Here is a 20,866-nt window from a genome sequence, read left to right as displayed (position 1 = left end):
GCGCGAGCGCGTCTCGTTGCGTCGGACGCGCCTCGGCCTCGGGCGGGTGCCCAGGACGGGTGAGGTGGGATCGTGGAGATCGCCTACGTCAACTACGGCTTCCAGAGCGGCGTCACCGATCAGGTGAGCCGGGTGCTCGAGGATCGGGGGCACCGGGTGACCCGCCTCGACGTGATCGGGCCGCTGGAGTACCGCGAGCCCGGCACCCGGCGGTTGCGATTCACGCCGGAGATCGCGATCCACCTCGCCCTCGCTGCGCTCCGCTTCGGCAGGCTCGGCCCCTACCACCGCTGGAACACGGGCTACGCCTTCGACCTCCACTCGCGGAACGCGGGCCGGCTCATCGCCGCGCTACCCAGGCGCCCGGACATCGTGCTCCAGGCAGGCGCCCTCTTCGCCCCCGGGTTGCCGCCGGTCTCGCCCTACGTGCTGCTCCTCGACAACACCCGCGCCCTGGCGATGGGGCGCCCGGCGGAGCCGAGCGTGGGCCTGGGCGCCCCTCCGGACTACGGCCAGGGATGGACGCGCCGCGAGAGGGCGCTCTACCTCGGCGCCTCCGCCATCGGCGCCTTCTCGGAGCGCGTGGTCCGTTCGCTGGAGGAGGACTACGGCCTCCCTGCCGGCAGGGCGCGGGTGGTGGGGGCCGGCGCCAACGTCTTTCCCGACGAGGTGGAGCGCCGGGACGACGGCGAGACGATCCTCTTCGTCGGCACCCGCTGGGAGATCAAGGGTGGCCCCGTGCTCCTCCGGGCCTTCGAGCGGATCCGGCGCCGCCGTCCCCGGGCGCGGCTCCTCGTGGTCGGCCCCACCGGTCCCCTCGCGCTGCCGGACGGCGCCACGCACCTCGGCTACCTGCCGGCGGAGCGCCTGCCGTCCCTCTTCTCCGAGTCGACGGTGTTCGTACTCCCCACCCTGCGTGAGGCCTTCGGGATCGCCTTCCTCGACGCGATGGCGTGCGGCCTGCCTTGTATCGGCGCCCGCGTGGAGGCGGTTCCCGAGATCGTCGAGAACGAGCGCACCGGCCTCCTCGTCCCTCCTGGCGACGACGCCGCCCTCGCCTCCGCCATCGAGCGGCTCCTCGACGACCGCGCGCTCGCCTTGGAGCTCGGGAATCGGGGGAGGGCGAAGGTCGAGAGGTCCTACCGCTGGAGCCAGGTGGGAGAACGCCTGGAGGCCCTGCTCGCGGACGCCGCACGCCGAAGTCGGGAAGAGGATTCCAGCCGTCCGCGCGTTAGCATGCGTCCATGAAGATCGCGCACCTGACCGACATCCACGTCGCGGACGAGAACGACTACGGGGAGCCGCACGAGGCCCACTGGCGGGCGAAGATCCACAAACACTCCGAGCGCCTGCTCGAGCGCCTCCTCGCCGACATGGCGGAGCAGAAGCCCGACCACGTGGTCCTCACCGGGGACCTCACGCTCACCTCGAAGAAGGAGGAGTTCGAGCGGGCGCGCGCCTACCTGGACGCCGGGATCCCCGGGATCCGGGTGTCGGCGCTTCCGGGGAACCACGATCGATGGCGCGCCGAGGCGATGTCGGGGCGCTGGTTCGAGCAGAGCTTCGGCGATCGGGTGAGCTGCGACCTCGGAGGCGACGGTTTTCCCTACTGCCACCTCGCGGGCGACGTGGCCTTCGTCGGCCTCGACTCCTCGCCCTACGACGCCTCGTCGGATCCATCCGACGTGAAGGGCCGGGTCTCCGAGGTGCAGCTCCGGGCCTTCGAGCGGCTCGGCAAGGATCCGCGGATCTCGTCGCGCTTCGTGGTGGTCCTCCTCCACCACCACCTGCGCCTCTCGGCGGAGGACGCCTCGGCGGAGGATCCCAAGGATCCCACGCCCCTGGAGAACGCCCCGGAGGTGGAGGAGGCGCTCGCCCGCATCCCGGTCGGCGTCGTCCTCCACGGCCACCGCCACAAGCAGATGCGCCTCGATCTGGCGGTCGGCGGGAGGCAGGTGCCGATCCTCTGTCCCGGCAGCGCCACCCGGGTGGACGAGCGCCCGGATCGCACCTCGCGCTACGGCGTCTACACGGTCGAGGCCAAGGCGCTGCGCGAAGTGCGTACCCGCGCGTACGTTCCTTCGAGCGATCGCTTCGAGTGGATTTGACGTGGGCGCGGCGGCTCGCTAGATCGGCCGCCATGTCCCTTGCGCCCTTCGAGAGCATCCCCGAGGTCGAGAGCCGTCTGTCGGGCTCCGGCTACCTGCCGTCCCGAGAGATCGCCACCACCGTCTTCCTCGCGGAGAAGCTGGACAAGCCGGTCCTGGTCGAGGGGCCGGCCGGGGTGGGGAAGACCGAGCTGGCCCTGGCGCTCTCCAAGGCCACGGGCCGCCCTCTCGTCCGGCTGCAGTGCTACGAGGGCCTCGACGAGAGCAAGGCGCTCTACGAGTGGGAGTACGCCAAGCAGCTCCTCTATACCCAGCTCGTGAAGGAGAAGATCAGCGAGACCCTCGCGGGCACCCACGACCTCGCCGAGGCCGTGGACCGCATCGGCGGGAGTGAGAGCGTCTTCTTCTCGGAGCGCTTCCTCCTGCCTCGCCCCGTGCTCAAGGCGCTCCTCGCCGACGAGCCGACGGTGCTCCTCGTGGACGAGATCGACAAGGCCGACCCGGAGTTCGAGGCCTTCCTGCTGGAGGTGCTCTCGGACTTTGCGGTCACAGTCCCCGAGATCGGCACCTTCCGCGCGCGCCACGTGCCCCGCGTGATCCTCACCTCGAACGCGGCCCGCGAGCTCTCCGACGCCCTCAAGCGCCGCTGCCTCCACCTCTTCATCGACTACCCGACCCGCGAGCGCGAGGTGGAGATCGTCCGCAAGCGCGTGCCCGGCATCGGCAAGGACCTGGCCGCGAAGGTGGTGGAGACGGTGCAGCGGGTCCGAGGGCTGGACCTCAAGAAGTCTCCCTCCATCGCCGAGACCCTGGACTGGGCCCGCGCGCTGCTGATCCTGAACGCCTCGGAGCTGAGCCCCCAGCTCCTCACCGAGACGCTGAACGTGCTCCTCAAGCACGAGGCCGACATCCAGCGCGCCCGAGAGCAGGCGCGGGAGCTGGTCCAGGCCTGATCCCCCGGGCGGGTGTCGTCTCCGCCCATCGGGGCCGTCGGAATTCGAGCGCCGGATGTCGCTCGATAAACACATATCAACGCTGTCTCGAACTCGTTGACAGGGTCAGAAGCTGCGATCGACATTCGTTGTTGGTCGAAACGGCGCAGCTCTCTCGTGACGAGTCTCGAGGCGGAAATGGCGTCGAAGCGAATCGACGAACACACCGAGGGGACCGAAGGATCGTCGGTAACGGACGGTGAGAAGCGGCTCGAGCCGGCGGGAAGGCGGATGTTGCCGTTCGCGTTGCCGGTCGCGATCGGCGTCGTGGCGCTGATGGCCGTCGCGATCGCCCGGCTGATCGTGAACGACGATCCCATTTCCGAGACATCGGGCCCGGAGCCGATGCCCGCCGCCCGCGCTCCGTTGTCGGCACCACCCGCGAGTCTGCCTGCGGACCGCCCGGGCCTGGCGCGCCTCGGTGGCGCCACCTTCCTCTACGAGAGCCCGAACGGCAGGGTCTGGGGGCCTGGCGTGGTCATCGGTTACGCCGATCCGTTCGACGCCCTCGTCCTGACGTCCACGGAAGCCAACGCCTCGATCCTGTACTACGGGATCCCTCCCGGCGGCGATCGACGAGCCGTCCCCACCGGTGTGATTCGCGAGGATCGAAGGCTCGGCCTGGCCATCCATTCGTGGCGTGACGTTTCCCGGTTGGGATGGCGGCCGGAGCCCGTGCCCCTCCGCGATTCCTCGCTGGCGCTTCCCGGCGGGGTGGTCGCCGCCGGATTCCGGAGGCCCGAGACGCGCGACGACCGCTCGAACGAGGTCGCTCCCGTTCTGGTCGACGCGTCGATCGATGGCGAGACGCGGCTCCTGGATGGAACGATCCAGGTCGCCGCTCCGAGGGGGATCGAGCTCGGTCCCATGATCGACGAAGACGGATCGCTGGCAGGCTTCGTCGTGCCGTCCCCCCGCGGAGACGCCTACCAGCGGTTCGTTCCCGTGGGGGAGATCGAGCGGTTCCTGGCCCCGCGTGTGACGGAGAACCTCCTCCGCTACACGATGGACGAGCGGGGACACTGTTCCGTCCAGCTCCTGCTCGTGGTCGAGCACCTGTTCCGGGCACCGGAGGTGAAGGTCAGGTTCCTCCAGCCGGACGTCTCTCCCGTCGAAGTCGCGCTGAAGGAGGAGACGGAGTGGTCCAAGTCGCGCGCGACCGCCAAGGTCGACCTGGACCGATGCCAGGTGGGCCGGTTCCCGCTCGAGTTCGAACTGGAGGATCCGAAGGGCACGACCGTATGGCGGCCGACCGATCTCTGGATCGAGCCCACCGAGACACCTCGCTCGATCTTCCTCCGGTTCCCTCTCCTGGAGACGAAGCGGATCGATGGCAACGAATCCTCGTGGCCGCCGTTCCAGCAAGACCTGGCCCTGGCCGAAGCCGGGTCGCGATCCGCCTCGTCGACGAACGAGCCGGCGAAGTGGCGGACGGGATGCGACCGCGGGATCGGCTACGCCTGCGCGCGAGCGGGGGACGCCGCGCTGCCCGAGTCCGGGCGAGAGGCCCGAGCCTTCTACGAGCGCGGGTGCAAGGCCGGGAACGCGCTGGCCTGCCTTCGCCTCGGCGCCTTCCACGATGCCTGGTCTCCGGAACCCACCTCGCCCGCCCTGGCGAGATCCAGCTACGAAAAGGCCTGCCAGCTCGGACTCGCGGTCGGGTGCAGCTCTGCCGCGCGAACCAAGAAGGCGTCGGCGGGCGCCGGGGAGATCGAGCTCTTGGACCGGTCCTGTCGACTCGGGAGCCCCTTCGGATGCTGGAACCTCGCGTTCATGCATCTCGAGATGGGTGGCGACGAGGGCCGAGGCCTGGCTGCGCTCGAGACGCTCTGTGAATGGGGTTTCGGCGAGGGGTGCGAGATGCTCGGGACCCTCCTGGCCTTCGGAGACGAAGCTCGCCGTGACCTCCAGGGCGCATCGAGGTTCTTTACGCGAGCCTGCGGATCGACCTGCGTGAAGGCCTTCGCGTTCCGTGATCTCCTCGAGGAACGGTCGAGCTTCCGTGAGCCCCCTCCGGCCGAGCGACGGATGCCCGGATGGATCTGGGATGCGAGCAGCGAGAGGCCGTGGATCGAGCAGATCTTCGATCCGGAAGCGTCGAACTGGTTGTCCGACGCGATGGGGCGGTGGATCGAACCGTGTGCGGCCCACGAGCGATTCCTGAACGGGTCGCCGGGGCTGCGTGGTCCGAAGCGGACGCTGAGCATGAGCGTCAAGGTCGACAAAGGGCGGATTGCGGGACAATCGGTGAGGGAGTCAACCGGGATCCCCTCGTCCTGCATCGTCGCCCCTGGCGGCATGGAAGTGCGCGCCGCTTTCGGCGCGAGCGGCGATGCCCGTGTCGTCCGCGAGGTCGAGTAGGGATCGCCTCCGTCGGCCCGGAGAAGGGGCCGACGGTGGGCCCGCGGCGGTTCACGCGCGTCGGGCCCGTCGTGCGAGTCTCAGGGCTTGGCGTCGGAGGTCGCCGGCTTCTCGGCGGGCTCGTCGAAGAAGCCCTTCTTGCCGATCTTGATCGAGGTGGCGTCGAAGCCGCCGCCGCCGCCGCGACGATCGACCACGAACCACTTCCCCTGCTTCTTTCCGACGAGGTAGCTGGCCTCCTCGCCCTCCTCGATCCCGTCCTCCTCCACGCGGTAGCTCTTCTCCGTGGTGTTGATCACCACGGTGCCCAGCGCGGCGTCCTCGACGTTTTCGAGCTTCCAGTCGGTGAGGAGGTAGGTGTCCTTGGCCCAGTACCAGGGGGCCATGGCGTGGCGCTCCTCGCCCAGGTTCTTCTTGGCGGTGGCGATCTCGTCGGTGGTCATCGGGTGGGTGAGCTTCTTGAGGTCGGCCCACTTCTGCAGCTTCCAGAGGTCGAGGTAGGCGCCCACGACCTTGCAGGCCTCGAGCTTGTCCCCTTCGAGCTCCTTGCAGTTCTCGGCGGTGCGCGCCGGCGTGGGCTTCCCAGGGCCACGCTTCTTGGCCGCAAGGGCGGGAGCGGCGTGGACGATGAGCCCGAGGGCGAGGGCGAGGACGGCTGACTTCCGCATTTTGGACTCCGATGAAGTGAGACGAAGGCGATCCTAACGCCCACGGCGGGTACTGCAAGGCGCGAGGCGCTTCCGAGCCGGTTCTTCGCCCGGGATCCTGGCGAAGGAGCCGGCTCGCGAACAGAGGCAAAAGAATCGTAACTCTCCAAGCACCGAGAGTTTGCCTCCTGCGGCGGCACGCGTAAGATCGCGGCTACCATGACCAAACGGATCCTCATCGTCGAGCATGAGAGCGATCTTGCGCTCGAGATGGCGGCAGTGCTGCATTCCGACGGCTTCTCCACCTCGATTGCCCACACCGCAGCAGACGCCTTCCGAGAGCTCGAAGAGCGCCGCCCCGACGTCGTCTTCGTCCGCGCCGAGCTACCGGAGCAGAACGGGTTCAGCCTCTGTGCGCGGATCCGACGAAGCAAAGACCTGAATGATCTCCCGATCTTGTTGGCGTCGAGCGACAGCGGTCAGGAGGCGCTCGATCAGCACGCCGCCCATCCGACCTTTGCAGCCAGCGCTTATCTGACGGTGCCCTTCGGCATGGACGAGCTGCGCGCCACCGTGGGCCGCCTGGCTCCCGTCGGGTTCGCGGAGGAAGCGCTCGCGGAGCCGATGGACGACGCGCTCGTGGACGCGATGGAGGAGGGGGCTTCGGAGCCGAAGGAGGAGGCCCCTGTCCACGCAGAGGACGGCGACGGATCCCCCGGGTCCACCGACGAGCTGGGCCACTCGCTCGAGGAGGACCTCGGCGAAGGGGCGCCGCTGGAGGTCGGATCGGCGATCCCGGAGCTGCCGATCCCTGGTGCGGCGCCGAAGCCGCCGCGGATCCCCCGGCGCGAGCGTCGAAGCGCCATCACCGACGAGGACAAGCACTTCATCGAGAGGGTCTTCGGCGCGATCGCCGATCGGAAGGGCGAGCTTCTCGTCGAGGCGCGGGTCGGCGCCCGCCGGACGCCGGTGCGGCGGGATCTCATGGGGACGCCGGAGGGCAAGCTCCAGCTCCTGCGCGACGAGCTCCGGGGCCGCGAGGCGCAGATCGCCCGGCTCTCCGAGGTCTGGGCCATCCGCGAGCGGGAGCTCGCGCAGGTGGACGACCGCCTCCACGAGAAGGAGGTGGAGATCCAGAGCCTGAAGATGCAGCTCGACGACTTCATGGGCAGGCTCGCGGAGGCGCGCAGCCTCTTCCTGCGAAAGGAGCGCGAGCACGGCGAGAGCCTGGACCAGGTCCTGATCGATCGCTTCACCCAGGAGAAGGAGCTGATCGAGGTCGTCGCGGGCAAGGAGCGGGAGATCAACCTCCTGCGCAAGGATGTCTTCCGCCGGGACGACGATCTCCACGCGGCGGCCACGGATCGCGAGGCGCTCCGCCAGGCACTCGGCGAGCGCGAAGGCGAGCTCTCCCTGGTGCTCGGCGAAACCTGGCAGCGCGAGCACGAGCTCCTGGTGGCCCTGGGCGGCAAGGAGGTGGTGATCGCCGGCCAGGAGGTCGACCTCGAGGCGGCGCGGGAGGAGCGGGTCCGCTCGGTCCGCGAGCTCGACGACCGACTCGCCTCCGAGGCGCGGCAGCGGCGCGATCAGGTCGCCTTGCTGGACGCCGCGGTGGCCGAGCGCGACCGGGAGCTGAGGAAGCTCGGCGAGCTGCTCGCGACCAAGGAGCGCCTGTCGGCGGATCTCGCGCGAGAGCTCTTCGAGGCGCACCTCGCATGGGAGGCCGCCGAGGCGGAGCTCGCCGGGCAGGTCTGCGAGCTCGAAGCCGAGCTCCGGGAGGAGTCCGGGAGCGCCGACGCCATCCGCGTGCAGCGCGATGGCCTGTGGCAATCGCTGGGCGATCGGATCGCGGAGCGGGACTACCGGCTCGCGGCCCTCGAGGAGGAGCTCGCCAGCCACCGGGTCCTGGCAGTCCGCCGGGAGGAGGAGCTCGCCCAGGAGCTCGCGGCGCGGGTCGAGCAGGTCGGGAATCTCGAGGGGGAGCTCGAGTCCCTCCGGGCGGAGCGGGACGACCTCGAGTCGGAGCTCCGCGGAGAGCTCGCGTCTGCAAAGGTTCGCTACGACCTCCTGGTGACGGAGCGCGACGCCCGGGAGGCCGCTCTCGGCGGCGAGCTCGCCGAGATGTCCGAGAGGGCCGCGTCCCTCGACGCCGACCTCGCCGCCGCGCGGGAGGAAGCGGCTCGGCGCGAGGCGCTGCTCCGCGAGGAGGTGGCGGAGGGGCTCGCCCTCGTCGCAGAGAGGGAGCGTCAGCTCGAGACCCTTCGCGGCGAGGCGGAGCAGCTCGCCCGCGATCTCGGCGCCCTCGGAGAGGAGAAGGATCGGCGGGAGAGCGAGCTCTTCTCGGCGATCGCCCAGGCGAGGGAGGAGCTCGCCGCCCTCCACGAAGCGCAGGAGAGGCTGCGGGAGGAGCTTGCCCACACGGGCGCGGAGCTCGAGGACTCGCGGGCGGCACACGAGGAGACCCGTGCGGAGCTCGACTCGCTTCGCCTCGAGCTGGAGGGCACCCAGGCCATCCTCGACGCGACGAGGGACGAGCTCGGAAGCACGAGCGTCGCGCTCGAGAGCACGCGCGCGGACTTCGACGCGACCCGAGTCGTTCTGGACTCGACGCGGACGGAGCTCGAGGCGACGAGCTCCACGCTCGAGACCACGCGGCTGGACCTCGACGCCACCCGAGGCGCGCTGGCTTCGACCACTGCCGAGCTCGAGTCGACGAACCTCACGCTCGAGACCACGAGGCTGGACCTCGACGGAACGCGAGGCGCGCTGGATTCGACCACGGCCGAGCTCGAGGCGACGAACCTCACGCTCGAGACCACGAGGCTGGACCTCGACGGCACCCGAGGCGCGCTGGACTCGACCACGGCCGAGCTCGAGGCGACGAACCTCACGCTCGAGACCACGAGGCTGGACCTCGACGGAACGCGAGGCGCGCTGGACTCGACCACGGCCGAGCTCGAGGCGACGAACCTCACGCTCGAGACCACGAGGTTGGATCTCGACGGAACGCGAGGCGCGCTGGATTCGACCACGGCCGAGCTCGAGGCGACGAACCTCACGCTCGAGTCCACGCGACTGGACCTCGACTCCACCCGGGCGGCTCTCGATGTCACACGAGGCGAGCTGGATGCATCGAGGTCGGAGCACGAGCTGACGCGGACCGAGCTCGAGACCGTTCGGGCCGAGCTGGAGCTCGGCGTCGAGGAGCTCGCCCTGGTGCGGGCCGCGGTCGGGGAGCGGGAGTCCCAGGTCACGGCGGAGCTGGCAGGGGCCCACGCGCGGGCCGCCGATCTCGAGCAGGAGCTGCTCGGGCTTCGCGACGAGCTGGAGGCGAAGGAGTCGCGCTGGGTCACCGACCTCGCGAGCCGGACCGAGACCGCGGCCGAGCTCGAGCGGAAGCTCCAGGCGCTCACCGTGGAGAAGAAGGCCCTCGAGGAGGAAGGGCGGCGGCAGGTCGTCGCCAAGGCCGAGGCGCAGCGGGCCGCCGAGCGGAAGGCGCAGACCCTCGAATCCGAGCGCGCAGCGGTGGAGCGCACGCTCTCGGAGGAGCTCGAGTCCCTCCGCGGCGCGAACGCCGCGATCCAGCGCGAGCTGGACGGTTACCGGAGCGCCGCCGCCGGCCTCGCCGAGCGGGTGGAGGAGGCGGAGGCGCTGCGCCTGGAGGTGGAGCGCGATTCCAAGGCGGCCCTCGCGGAGCGCGAGGCGCGCCTCGAGGATCTCCTGGCCCAGCTCTCGAACGAGAGGGAGGGGGCGCGCCGCCGGGAAGAGGAGCTTCGGCGTGCGGCGAGGCAGGTCGAGGCCCAGCTCGCGGCCGCCGAGGCCCAGGCGAAGCGGGGCGTCGAGGAGAAGGAGAGGTCGATCCAGGAGCTCACCGAGCAGGCCCGTGGCAGGGCGAAGCGCGCGGAGGAGCTCGAGAACGCGATGGAGTCCCTGGTCGCGTCGCGTGCCCAGGGCGATCGCGAGCAGCAGAAGAGGATCGCCGACGCCGACGGCAAGGCCGCCGACCTCTCCACGCGGCTCACCGCCGCCCTTCGCGAGCGGAAGGATGTCGAGCTGCGCACCTCGCGGGAGATGCAGGAGGTCGTGGCGCGCCAGAAGGCCGAGCTCGAGCGTCGTGAGCACCAGCGGGGCCTCGAGGTGAACCGGCTCCAGGCCGCGCTCCAGGAGAAGACCAAGGCGCTGAAGGTGGCCGAGCTGGAGCTCGCCCGGGTGCGCGCGAAGATCTCGCGCGCGGACGGCTCCGGCGCCCGTGCCGCTGCACCGGCCACGGGTGAGAAATCGAGCGCCGCCGCGGCCATCGACGACATCGACCTCGTCTTCGAGAGGGCGGAGGATTGATGGCCTTGGGGGCGGGACGCGTCGTCGCCGTCGCGCGACTGTGCATCTCCCTCTTGCTCTGCGTGCTCGTCTCGGGAGCGTGCGGCGAGGTGCTCCTCGAGGGAGGGGAGAGGCGGAAGCCGAAGCCCCCCTGCGACGAGGGCTTCGAGCTCGACCCCGACAACGGCGAATGCGTGCCGAAGGTCTGCCGCTCCGACGACGACTGCAAGAAGGATCTGCGCTGCGATCCGATCGAGGGAAAGTGCGTCCTCGCTCGTTGCCTGTTGGCTCCGACGGCTTGCGACGAGAAATGAGATGACGACTCCAGACGAGCTCGAGATCCTCCGGAGCGAGCGCTTCGCGGCGGCTGGCATCGCCCACGGCTTCTCGACCCGCGGCGGCGGCGTGTCGACCGGCCCGCTCGCGTCGCTCAACCTCGGCGGATCCGTCGGGGACGATCCCGGCGCAGTCGAGGAGAACCACCGGCGGCTCGCCCGGGCGGCGGGCTTCGAGCGCGGCGCCTTCCGCTCCGCGGTCCAGGTCCACGGCAGCCGCGTGCTCGTCCTCGGCGCCGACGCGCCGATTCCGCCGGGCGAGGAGGCCGACGCGATCCTCGCGGCGGCGCCGGGGCTGGCGGTCGCGATCCGCACGGCGGACTGCGTCCCGATCCTCCTCGCCGATCCCCGAACCGGTCGCGTGGCTGCCGTCCACGCGGGTTGGCGGGGCACCGAGGCCGGAATCGCCGCCGAGGCGGTCCGGGCCCTCGCGGAGCTGGGGAGCGCTCCCTCCGAACTGATCGCGGCGATCGGCCCGGCGATCGGCCCCTGCTGCTACGAGGTCTCGTCGGAGCTTGCAGACCGCTTCGTGCGTCTGGCGGGACCGGAGGTGGTGGAGGGCAGGCGGCTCGACTTGATCCTGATCAACCGCCTCCAGCTCCGAGCTGCGGGGATCCCCGAGGCCTCGATCGAGCAGGTCGGAGGGTGCACCTCCTGCGACGACTCGCGGTTCTTCAGCCACCGGCGTGACGCCGGCCGCACCGGCCGCCACCTCTCCTTCGTCTTCTCGGGGTAGAACTCGGCGCGGAGCCCGGCCTGCCACGGCCAAGGGAGGCGCCGCCGCCTTTCTTGACAGGGCCGGAACCCGCTCCTAGCATCGCGCCATTTTCCGGGGACTTCCGCCGTTTGAGACCGCTCCTGCCCGCCCTGGCCGCGCTCGCCGTCGCCGGCTCCACCGGCTGCGCACACGCGCCGGCTACGCCCGCGGACGAGGAGCTGCGGTTCGTGCGCGACGAGCTCGGCCGGATGCGCGCCGAGCGCGAGCAGGATCGCCGCAAGGTCCGGGCGCTGGAGGCGCAGGTCGCCTCTTTGGCGAGGCGGCTCGAGGCCCCCGAGACCGCTCGCCCCGAGCCGGGGCGGGACCAGGCCGTTTCGCTGCCCACCGGCCTCCACGTGGTCCGCCTCGAGCCGACGACGGCCCCGGAGGACGACGAGGACTCCTACGCGTACATCGTCGACGGCGGGAGCCCGGGACGGAAAGCCCAGCGTCCCTCCGCCCGCACCGGCGGGCCCGACGCGGCGCCGCCGCTCCCCCTCTCGATCGAGCTCGCGGATCCCCCCGAGATCCCCGGCGCGAAGACGGCGTCCGGCGGGGACTTCGACGAGGGGATCGCAGCCCTCCGAGCCGGGCAGCCGGCCCGGGCCATCGAGCTCCTGGAGCGCTTCGTCGGAGGCGCGCCCCTCGACTCCCGGTCCGACGACGCCGTTCTCGCGGTGGGCGACGCGTGGCTCCTCCTCGGCAAGCCGGGGAACGCACTGAAGGCCTTCGAGCGGGTCGCTACCGACTACCCGGCCGGAAATGCGGTGCCCGACGCTCTTCTGCGCTACGGTGAGACCTGCCTTTCCCTCGGCCGCGACGTCGCGGCCCGCGCTGCCTTCAAGCGGCTCGTCGAGGACCACCCCGAGAGCCCGGCTGCAATCCGGGCCAAGGTCCTCCTGGCCGCACGATGAGAGCCGCACGATGAAAGAGGTGTTCGCATGAACAACTTTGTGCTCCGAACCCTGACCGCCCTCGTCGTCGCGCTCCCCGCGATCGCCTTCGGGGCCGAGCCGGAACCGGCGGACGAGGCGTCGCCTATGCTCCAGCTCGCGAGCGACCCGTCCGCGCGCGACTTTGGCGGCGCGGTCGGCGAGGTCGAGGCGGTGCCGGAGGCCGGGGAGACCGTCGGTATCGGCAACAAGCACGTCGTGGAGAAGGGCGACACCCTCTGGGATCTCTCCGAGAAGGTGCTCGGGAGCCCTTGGTCCTGGCCGAAGGTCTGGTCCTACAACCCGCAGATCGAGAACCCCCACTGGATCTACCCGGGCGACGAGATCAACTTCGGGCCGAACGGGCAGGGCGGTCCCGCCGCCCAGGTCCGGGGCGAGGGCGACGACGCCTTCGGCGACGACGACGCGCAGGTGAGCGTCGCCGGTAAGATCGGCTTCCAGGGCAAGGGCAAGCGCATCTCCGCCGTTGGCTTCGCGTCGGAGGACGACGTCGGTCACTCGGGGCGGATCGTCAAGTCCTGGGAGGAGAAGGAGCTCCTCTACCAGGGCGACAAGATCTACATCGACTGGGAGAACCGGAACGGGGTCCGGCCCGGCCAGAGCTTCGTGATCTTCCGCACCGAGCGGGCCATCGCCCATCCTTCGAGCGGCGTGACGCTCGGCTACGTGACCCGGATCCTCGGCAGCGCGAAGGTGGTCGACGTGAACCCCGAGCAGAAGGTCGTCACGGCAGTGATCGAGCGGTCGATCGTCGAGATCTCCCGCGGCGACTTCGTGGGCCCCTCCGGCCTGCAGCACGCCCGCAGCGTGGCGCGCGCGGAGGCCACCCGGAACCTGACCGCGATCATCGCGGGCACGCTGGAGGAGCGGATCGCGGAGCTCGCCCAGGGCCACTTCGTCATCCTGGACAAGGGCTATTCCGACGGCATCGAGCCGGGCAACTCGTTCAACGTGATCCGTGCCACGGACGGCCTCGACGACGACGGCTTCACGGCGCGCTACGACGAAGATCTCCCGGCCGAGTCCATCGGCGAGCTCCTCGTGGTGGACGCCCGGGGCAGCACCTCGGTCGCAGTCGTAACGCGCTCCCTCAAGGAGATGCGGCAGGGCGATCGCGCCGAGCTTCGCGCGGTGGCGGGTCGATAGGTGGACAAGCGCGCGGCCATCGTCCTCGGCGTGATCTTCGGCGGCCTCTTCCTCGCGCTCTTCGGCTTCCTGATCCTCGCGTTCTCGGTGGCGGGCGGCGCCGGTGCCGGGAAGCTCGGCGCCGGCAACGTCGGCGTGGTCGAAGTGAAGGGGCCCATCACCGACGCGGAAGACGAGGTCAAGGCCCTCCACGACTTCCTCGAGGAGGATCGGATCAAGGCCGTGGTCGTCCGGGTGAACTCGCCGGGCGGGGCGGTGGGGCCGTCCCAGGAGATCCACGCGGAGATCCGGCGCCTGGCGGAAGAGAAGCCCGTCGTCGTCTCGATGGGCGACGTCGCGGCCTCCGGCGGCTACTACCTCGCGGTGGCGGCCGACAAGATCGTCGCGAACCCGGGTACGCTCACGGGATCCATCGGCGTGATCACCCAGTTCCCGAACGTGACGGCGATCGCGGAGAAGATCGGCTTCCAGATGAACACGGTGAAGAGCGGCGCCGCCAAGGACATCGGCAACCCGTTCCGCCCGTTCACGGAGGCGGATCGCAAGGTCTTCGAGGGCCTGGTCGACGACGTCTACCGGCAGTTCGTCGGGGCCGTGGTCGAGGGGCGGAAGCTCCCCGAAGAGCAGGTGAAGGCCATCGCCGACGGCAGGGTCCTCACGGGGGAGCAGGCGCTCCAGGCGGGCCTCATCGATCAGCTCGGCAACTTCAACGACGCGGTCGATCTCGCGGCGGAGCTCGCCGGGATCGAGGGGAAGCCGAAGCTCGTCTACCCCGAGAAGGAAGAGCCGCTCTCGCTCCATCGCCTCCTCCGCGCCAGCGTGCGCGAAGGCGTCCGGGCGGTGGCGGATGAGCTGCGCCTGCAGCTTCGGAGCGAGACCTCGGCGGCGCCGCGCGTCGAGTTTCGGCTCCCGGGAACCTGAACGAAATGGAACGTCTCTGGGCGCCGTGGCGCCTCGCATTCATCGAAGGGGCGGACAAGGCGCCGGACGAGGGCTGCATCTTCTGCCGGTTCCCGGCGGAGGAGCGGGATCGGGATCGGTTGATCCTCGGCCGCTCCGCCTCGTCCTTCGTGATCCTGAACAAGTACCCCTACAACAACGGCCACCTGATGGTCGTCCCGAGGCGGCACGCTGCGGACCCCGGGGAGCTTCCGGAGGACGAGTTCGACGACCTCCAGCGCACCCTGCGCCTCTCGATCCGGGTGATCCGCGAGGCCTTCGGTCCCGACGCGCTGAACGTCGGCATGAACCTGGGACGAGCCGCCGGAGCCGGGATCGCCGACCACCTCCACTGGCACATCGTGCCCCGTTGGGCGGGCGACGTGAACTTCATGCCCGTGCTCGCCGAGACCCGGGTGATCCCCGAGCACCTCGACGCGACCTGGGTGAAGCTCCGGCCCGCGTTCGACGCGGCGCTGGCCTTCTCGGGCTAAGCAAACTCGGGCGGTCGCGGGAGCCCGTCGTGGCGACCGCCCCCGGCGGCTCTGCTATCGTCTGGCTACGTTGGATCCCCTCGTCGCCAATCTCCTCTGGGCCGCACTCCTCGGCATCGCGCTCGGCGCCATCGTGGGCGTCCTCGTCGCAGCGAGCGGCAAGCGCCGCGGCGAGGGGGGTGATCCTTCGGGCCCCGTCCCGCTCACGTCCCTCCGCTACGTGCTCGAAGGCGACGGCGACGATGGCGCGCTGGTGCTCTCCCGATTGCCGTCGGGGGATCCGGAGGCGCTGGCAGCCGCCTTCGGCCTGGGCGAGCTCTTCCGTCGCAAGGGCGATCTCGGCAGGGCGGTCCGCATCCACGAAGCGATCCTGGCCGTGCCCGGGCTATCGGCGGAGTGGCGCGCCGGCGCGACCTTCGAGCTGGGCCTGGACTTCCGGCGCCTCGGGATGTTCGCCAGGGCGATGGAGGCCTTCGAGAAAGTGGTAGACGCCGATCCCTTCCACGCCGAGGCGCTCCGTGAGCTGCGGGAGCTCTGCGAGGAGGTCGGGGACTGGGAGGGCGCGACCCGCCATCAGGAGCGGCTGGAAGGCCTGCGCGGCGCGCAGCCTGCGCTGTCCGCGCACCTTCACGCCGGGCACGCCCGCAAGCTGCTCTCCGAGCGCTGCCTCGACGACGCGGCGCGGGTGGTGGCGCTGGGCGAGGCGGCCGATCCTCGCAGCGCGGACGTGCGGGTGGCCGGGGCCGAGCTGCATCTCGCCAGAGGAGAAGGAGCCGAGGCGGTGGCCGCGCTCTCCGAGGCGCTCGAGCTGCGGCCGGAGATCCTCTCGGCGATCGTCCCCCTGCTCGAGGGCGCCTTCCTGGCCCAGGATCGATACCCCGCCCTCGGCGATTTCCTCGGCGAGAGGCTGGAGGCGAATCCCGACGACGCGTCCCTGCGCCTCGCCCTCGCGCGGCACCTTCGGCGGCGGAGGTTGCTGGACGAGGCGGCGGGGCAGCTCCGCCGGATCCTCGAGGCCGATCCGCAGAACGGGGAGGCCCGCCTCGAGCTCGGCGAGCTCCTCCTCGAAGGCGGCCCGGCGGATGGTCTCGAAACCGAGCTCCGCGCGCTTCTCAAGGGGCCGGGCAACACGCCGCGCCCCTTCGCCTGCGGCGGTTGCGGAATGGAGCTGACGCAGTTCTTCTTCCGCTGCCCCCGCTGCTACGGATGGGACACCATCGGACGGATCCGCCCTCCGAAAGCGGCGGAACATGATATCCCGCGGTTGGCCTCGGCCACGGGCGGTGCAGACGACGAATGACCTCGTCGCGCCGCCCTCGCGGCAGGCGGTTGGCGAGCCGGTGCTCGCCGAAAGGCAAGAGATGCGCGAAAGAGTGCGCCGGATCTTCGAGAACACGATCGCGCGATGCGTGGTCCAGGAAGTGCTGCCGGTAGAGGCGAAGGGCGTCGACTTCGCGGTCGAGACGCCCAAGAACCCGGCCCACGGCGACTACGCGGTGAACGCCGCGATGCTGCTGGCGAAGCTCGCCGGGAAGCCGCCGCGCGCCGTGGCGCAGCTCCTGATCGATCACCTCGACGATCCCGATCTCCTCCTTTCCAGCCTGGAGATCGCAGGCCCGGGCTTCATCAACGTCCGCCTCGATCCCGCCTTCTTCTTCCGCGGGCTGCGGAGGGTCGACGAGGAGGGCGATCGCTTCGGGAACGTCGGCGTCGGCGACGGGAAGCGGGTGCTGGTCGAGTACGTCTCCGCGAACCCGACGGGCCCGATGCACGTCGGCCACGGCCGCGGCGCCGTGACGGGCGACGCGATCTCCCGGCTCCTCGCAGCGGCTGGCTACGACGTCACCCGCGAGTATTACGTGAACGACGCCGGCGGCCAGGTGACGGCGCTCGCGCGCTCGGTGTGGGTGCGGGCCCGAGAGATCTGGTCGGAGGAGCATCCCGCCTCGGAGCTGACCCCCGTCGCCCTGGGCGAGGACGACTACAAGGGCGAGTACATCAAGGACGTCGCCGGCGCCGTGATCGCTGCCTGGCCCGAGGCCGAGCGCGAGGCGCTGGTCGCCGGTCCTTTCGGGCCGCTTAGGGATCGGATCGCCAACGTCGCGGTGCAGGTCGTGCTCGATACGATGATCAAGCCGGACCTCGCCTACCTGGGGATCCACTTCGACAAGTGGTTCTCCGAGCGTTCGCTCCACGAGAGCGGCGAGGTGGACCGCGCGATCCGCGCCCTCGAGGCGCGGGGCTTCGTGGAGGAGAAGGTCCTGCCGCCGCCGAAGGGGATCGAGCGCGAGGCCCAGGAGGCCGACGAGCGGCCGCAGCTCGTCTTCACCTCCACCCGCTTCGGCGACGACGCCGACCGGCCGCTGCGCAAGGGTGACGGGAACCACACCTACTTCGCCGCCGACATGGCCTACCACTGGGACAAGCTCGAGCGGGGCTATCCGCGGCTGATCAACGTGTGGGGCGCGGACCACGGCGGCTACGTGCCTCGGGTGCGGGCGGCGATCCAGGCCCTCGGGCATCCCCCCGAGACGCTGGACGTCGTCCTCGTCCAGATGGTGAACCTCCTCAAGAACGGCCAGCCCGTGAAGATGGGCAAGCGCTCCGGGAACTTCATCACCCTGCGCTGGCTCCTCGACGAGGTGGGCTCCGACGCCGTGCGGGTCTTCTTCCTGATGCGCCGGGGCGACGCGATGCTCGACTTCGATGTCGACCTCGCGAAGGCCCAGAGCAAGGACAACCCCGTCTTCTACGTGCAGTACGGGCACGCGCGCTGCGCGTCGATCCTGCGCAAGGCCATCGAGGCGGGGCTGCCGCACCCGGGCTTCTCGCCCGACCACGCCGATTCGCTCACCATGCCGGAGGAGCTCGAGCTCACGAAGCGGATCCTCGCGTTCCCCGACGTGGTGGCCGCTGCCGCCCAGGCCCTCGAGCCCCACCGGATCGTCTTCTACATCCAGGAGACGACCGCGCTCTTCCAGCACTACTACGAGGCCGGCAAGCGCGCGGGCGAGAAGGTAATCGGCGACGATCCGGCCAAGACCGAGGCGCGGCTCTTCCTGATCGCGAGCGTGAAGCAGGTCCTCGCCAACGCTCTCGCCCTCCTCGGCGTCTCGGCGCCGGAGCGGATGGAGCGGGCCTCCGAGGAGATCGCTGCCGAGGAGAGCGAATGAGGGACGAGAACCGGATCCGCGAGAAGATCGAGCTGACCCTCGACACAAGGCAGGTGGTGTCGATCGTCCTCGGCTCCGCGGTGGTCCTCGGGATCGTCTTCTACCTGGGCGTCACGGTCGGGAAGGATCTCTCGGTGGGGAGGGCGCCGCCGCCGACGGATCCGCTCGAGAGGCTCGATCAGCAGGCGCTCGTGATCGACGAGAAGATCACCTTCCCCGAGGCGCTCACGGACGAGGTCGTCGCCGAGGCGGACTCGCCGTCTGCGCCCGAGAAGCGGGCGTCGCCGGAGAAGGCCGAGCCCGCCCGGGCCGCGCCCAAGGCCGACGAGGCCCCGCGCGCTCCGGACCGGGAGGGGATCGCAGAAGGGGCCGCCCCGAAGGAGGCCCCGATCCCTGCCGTCGCTTCGGCCGCCCAGGCCTCCGCGGCGTCGAAGGAACCCTCTGCGACACCGCCTCCGAAGCCCGCACCCGCGGCGCCCGCTCCCAAGGGCTCCGCTGCCGTCGCCTCTTCGACATCCGCCCCGAAGCCCCCGCCCGCGGCAGAGGCCGGAGCCGGGAAGGAGGCCTATACTGTCCAGGTCGCCGCGTTCCCGAGCCGGCAGGAGGCGGACGCTCTCGTTGGCCAGCTCCGGCGAAAGGGGTTCGCGCCGACGGTGGTCAAAGCCGAAGTCCCGGGGAAGGGGACCTTCTACCGGGTGCGGGTGGGGCGGTTCCGTACCCGTGAGGAGGCCTCGCGCTACCTCGAGGATCTGCGGCGGGAGGCGCGGCTCGACGGGTTCGTGACGCCGACGGAGGGGTAGATGGGGATCACGCGAGTGGAGAAGCCCTGGGGCTACGAAGTGTGGTGGGCCCAGACCGACAAGTACGTGGGAAAGCTGCTCCACGTGAGAGCCGGTCAGCGGCTCTCCCTCCAGTATCACGTGAAGAAGGACGAGACGATCCACGTGCAGCGCGGCTCCATCATCCTCGTGGTCGACGAGGGAGCCGGGCCCGTGGAGCGCAAGATGGCTCCAGGGGAGAGCTATCGGATCGCCCCCGGGACCGTCCATCGCATCGTCGCCCTCGAGGACAGCGACGTCCTCGAGGCCTCGACCCCCGAGGTAGACGACGTGGTCCGCCTCGAGGACGTGTACGGCCGCACCGGCTCGACGCCGTAGTCAGCCTTCAGTCTGTCGCAGCGGCGCGGTCATCCGTGTTGCTGCGACAGTCCTGCTCTCGAGCCCTGAACTTGACCCGTGCGCGTATGGCAACGTAGCGTAAACGTTGCCATGGCACGCAAGAAGATCAGCACGACCATCTACATCACGGCCGAGCAGGACGCGAAGCTGAAGGCGCTGAATCGCGTGACGAAGGTCCCGGTGGCCGAGTACATCCGCCAGGGGATCGACAAGATCCTCGACGAGCACAAGTCGCAGATCCCGGGCCAGCAGCTCGATATGTTCGGTCGGAACGACTGAAACAGGTCCACGCTCAAGGGGAGAAAGAGATTGTTCCCTGCGCCTCCGGGCGCTAGGTTGCCGCGCGTCCTAGTGGCGTCGGTCGACGGAGAGTTCGTGAAGCACTTCACGAACTCTCGCGAGCCGGAGGCGAGCAGACGAAAAGAGCGCTTCTCGCGCGAAGCGCGAGATGAAGAAGTCGCTCCCGTTCCCGGGGGCGATTTCTTCACCCGCTCGAGGAGGGGAACATGAAAAAGGTTCTCGTTACGGGTGGCGCGGGCTTCATCGGAAGCCATGTCGCAGACGAGCTCATCGCAGCCGGCCACGAGGTCACGGTCCTCGACAACCTCTCGAGCGGCAAGCGGGAGCAGGTGCCCGCCCGGGCCCGCTTCGTCGAGGCCGACATCCGCTCGCGGGAGGCGGCCGACCTGATCCGGGCCGAGCGATTCGACGCCCTCGTCCACCAGGCCGCCCAGATCGACGTCCGCCGCTCGGTCTCCGAGCCCGGCTACGACGCCGAGGTGAACCTCATCGGGATGCTGAACCTCCTCCAGGCCGCCGCCGAGGCCGGGGTGGGGCGCGTCCTCTTCGCTTCGTCGGGAGGCGCCTGCTACGGCGAACAGGAGGTCTATCCGGCCCCCGAGACCCACCCGAGCCGTCCCGTCTCCCCCTACGGGGTTTCGAAGGCGGCGGGCGAGCTCTACCTGGGCTACTACGCCGCCGAGAAGAAGCTCTCCTACTGCGCCCTGCGTTACTCGAACGTGTACGGCCCGAGGCAGGATCCCCTCGGGGAAGCCGGCGTGGTGGCGATCTTCGCCGGCCGCTGCCTCGCCGATCGGCCCTGCACCATCTACGGGGACGGAAGGCAGACCCGCGACTACGTCTACGTGGGCGACGTGGCCCGCGCCAACCGGCTCGCCCTCGAGAGCGACTACGTGGGCGCCCTCAACGTGGGCACCGGGCGGGAGACCGACGTGATCGAGCTCCACCGCCAGATCGCCGCGGCGGCGGGGTTCCCGCAGGCCCCCACCTTCGGCGAGGCCCGCCCTGGTGAGCAGCGTCGGTCCTGCATCGACCCATCCCTGGCGAAGCGGGTCCTGGGCTGGGAGCCCGAGGTGACGCTGGAGGAGGGGATCGCGCGAACCGCGGCCTTCTTCCGCGCGCAAATCGCCGCCTGATTCGCGGTTTCGGCTCCGATGGTCGCAGGC

At 70.3% G+C, this 20,866-nt stretch carries 18 protein-coding genes; 17 read left to right on the top strand and 1 reads right to left on the bottom strand.

What is annotated here, in order from left to right; translation table 11 throughout:
* The first annotated feature begins 72 nt into the window (after positions 1 to 72).
* The 4 genes from AKJ08_RS07045 to AKJ08_RS07030 all read left to right on the top strand — a co-directional run bounded on the left by AKJ08_RS07045 (position 73) and on the right by AKJ08_RS07030 (position 5,461).
* Positions 73 to 1,248 carry a glycosyltransferase family 4 protein gene (locus tag AKJ08_RS07045; protein ID WP_240475462.1) on the top strand — a complete coding sequence of 392 codons (1,176 nt, stop codon included), beginning with the start codon at positions 73 to 75 and terminating at the stop codon, positions 1,246 to 1,248.
* The gene (locus AKJ08_RS07040) at positions 1,245 to 2,108 is read left to right on the top strand and encodes a metallophosphoesterase family protein (protein ID WP_050725418.1); all 864 of its coding nucleotides are present in this window, start codon (positions 1,245 to 1,247) and stop codon (positions 2,106 to 2,108) included. Before AKJ08_RS07045 ends, AKJ08_RS07040 begins: the two co-directional genes overlap by 4 nt.
* A gap of 32 nt (positions 2,109 to 2,140) precedes the next feature.
* Positions 2,141 to 3,061, top strand: coding sequence for an AAA family ATPase (locus AKJ08_RS07035; protein WP_050725417.1), 921 nt, complete (start codon positions 2,141 to 2,143; stop codon positions 3,059 to 3,061).
* A 177-nt stretch (positions 3,062 to 3,238) separates the two neighbouring features.
* Positions 3,239 to 5,461 (top strand): tetratricopeptide repeat protein, encoded by a 2,223-nt coding sequence (locus AKJ08_RS07030; protein WP_050725416.1) that lies wholly within the window; start codon positions 3,239 to 3,241, stop codon positions 5,459 to 5,461.
* An 80-nt stretch (positions 5,462 to 5,541) separates the two neighbouring features.
* Here AKJ08_RS07030 and AKJ08_RS07025 read toward each other — a convergent pair whose 3' ends face one another.
* Complete coding sequence (locus AKJ08_RS07025) at positions 5,542 to 6,129, bottom strand: hypothetical protein (protein ID WP_050725415.1); 588 nt, start codon at positions 6,127 to 6,129, stop codon at positions 5,542 to 5,544.
* Between the two features lie 198 nt (positions 6,130 to 6,327).
* On the opposite strand from AKJ08_RS07025, the gene AKJ08_RS07020 reads away from it, so the two are divergent.
* The 13 genes from AKJ08_RS07020 to AKJ08_RS06960 all read left to right on the top strand — a co-directional run bounded on the left by AKJ08_RS07020 (position 6,328) and on the right by AKJ08_RS06960 (position 20,836).
* Positions 6,328 to 10,446 carry a response regulator gene (locus AKJ08_RS07020; protein ID WP_050725414.1) on the top strand — a complete coding sequence of 1,373 codons (4,119 nt, stop codon included), beginning with the start codon at positions 6,328 to 6,330 and terminating at the stop codon, positions 10,444 to 10,446.
* A 5-nt stretch (positions 10,447 to 10,451) separates the two neighbouring features.
* The gene (locus AKJ08_RS07015; protein WP_157370538.1) at positions 10,452 to 10,739 is read left to right on the top strand and encodes a hypothetical protein; all 288 of its coding nucleotides are present in this window, start codon (positions 10,452 to 10,454) and stop codon (positions 10,737 to 10,739) included.
* A 1-nt stretch (position 10,740) separates the two neighbouring features.
* Positions 10,741 to 11,496 carry a peptidoglycan editing factor PgeF gene (pgeF, locus tag AKJ08_RS07010; RefSeq protein ID WP_050725412.1) on the top strand — a complete coding sequence of 252 codons (756 nt, stop codon included), beginning with the start codon at positions 10,741 to 10,743 and terminating at the stop codon, positions 11,494 to 11,496.
* 110 nt (positions 11,497 to 11,606) lie between these two features.
* On the top strand, positions 11,607 to 12,431 hold the full coding sequence (locus tag AKJ08_RS07005; RefSeq protein WP_050725411.1) for a tetratricopeptide repeat protein: 825 nt from the start codon (positions 11,607 to 11,609) through the stop codon (positions 12,429 to 12,431).
* 27 nt (positions 12,432 to 12,458) lie between these two features.
* Positions 12,459 to 13,616 (top strand): LysM peptidoglycan-binding domain-containing protein, encoded by a 1,158-nt coding sequence (locus tag AKJ08_RS07000; protein ID WP_050725410.1) that lies wholly within the window; start codon positions 12,459 to 12,461, stop codon positions 13,614 to 13,616.
* Positions 13,617 to 14,537, top strand: a complete 921-nt coding sequence (gene sppA / locus AKJ08_RS06995; RefSeq protein WP_050725409.1) for a signal peptide peptidase SppA — start codon at positions 13,617 to 13,619, stop codon at positions 14,535 to 14,537.
* A 5-nt stretch (positions 14,538 to 14,542) separates the two neighbouring features.
* Positions 14,543 to 15,049, top strand: coding sequence for an HIT family protein (locus AKJ08_RS06990; RefSeq protein WP_050725408.1), 507 nt, complete (start codon positions 14,543 to 14,545; stop codon positions 15,047 to 15,049).
* Positions 15,050 to 15,119: 70 nt separating this feature from the next.
* Positions 15,120 to 16,349, top strand: a complete 1,230-nt coding sequence (locus AKJ08_RS06985) for a tetratricopeptide repeat protein (protein ID WP_050725407.1) — start codon at positions 15,120 to 15,122, stop codon at positions 16,347 to 16,349.
* Between the two features lie 61 nt (positions 16,350 to 16,410).
* Positions 16,411 to 18,222, top strand: coding sequence for an arginine--tRNA ligase (locus AKJ08_RS06980; RefSeq protein ID WP_050727467.1), 1,812 nt, complete (start codon positions 16,411 to 16,413; stop codon positions 18,220 to 18,222).
* Positions 18,219 to 19,022, top strand: a complete 804-nt coding sequence (locus AKJ08_RS06975; protein WP_050725406.1) for an SPOR domain-containing protein — start codon at positions 18,219 to 18,221, stop codon at positions 19,020 to 19,022. Before AKJ08_RS06980 ends, AKJ08_RS06975 begins: the two co-directional genes overlap by 4 nt.
* A complete protein-coding gene (locus AKJ08_RS06970; protein WP_050725405.1) occupies positions 19,023 to 19,379 on the top strand; it encodes a cupin domain-containing protein in 357 nt (118 codons plus the stop codon). It abuts the gene before it with no gap.
* A 111-nt stretch (positions 19,380 to 19,490) separates the two neighbouring features.
* On the top strand, positions 19,491 to 19,679 hold the full coding sequence (locus AKJ08_RS06965; protein WP_050725404.1) for a ribbon-helix-helix domain-containing protein: 189 nt from the start codon (positions 19,491 to 19,493) through the stop codon (positions 19,677 to 19,679).
* A 227-nt stretch (positions 19,680 to 19,906) separates the two neighbouring features.
* Positions 19,907 to 20,836: an SDR family NAD(P)-dependent oxidoreductase gene (locus AKJ08_RS06960; RefSeq protein WP_050725403.1), complete on the top strand. Its 930-nt coding sequence runs from the start codon at positions 19,907 to 19,909 to the stop codon at positions 20,834 to 20,836.
* Positions 20,837 to 20,866 lie beyond the last annotated feature (30 nt).

This window comes from Vulgatibacter incomptus, from assembly GCF_001263175.1.
GTDB lineage: Bacteria > Myxococcota > Myxococcia > Myxococcales > Vulgatibacteraceae > Vulgatibacter > Vulgatibacter incomptus.
Note: the sequence above shows the minus strand (reverse complement) of the source record. Positions and strands in the feature narration are given on the sequence as shown.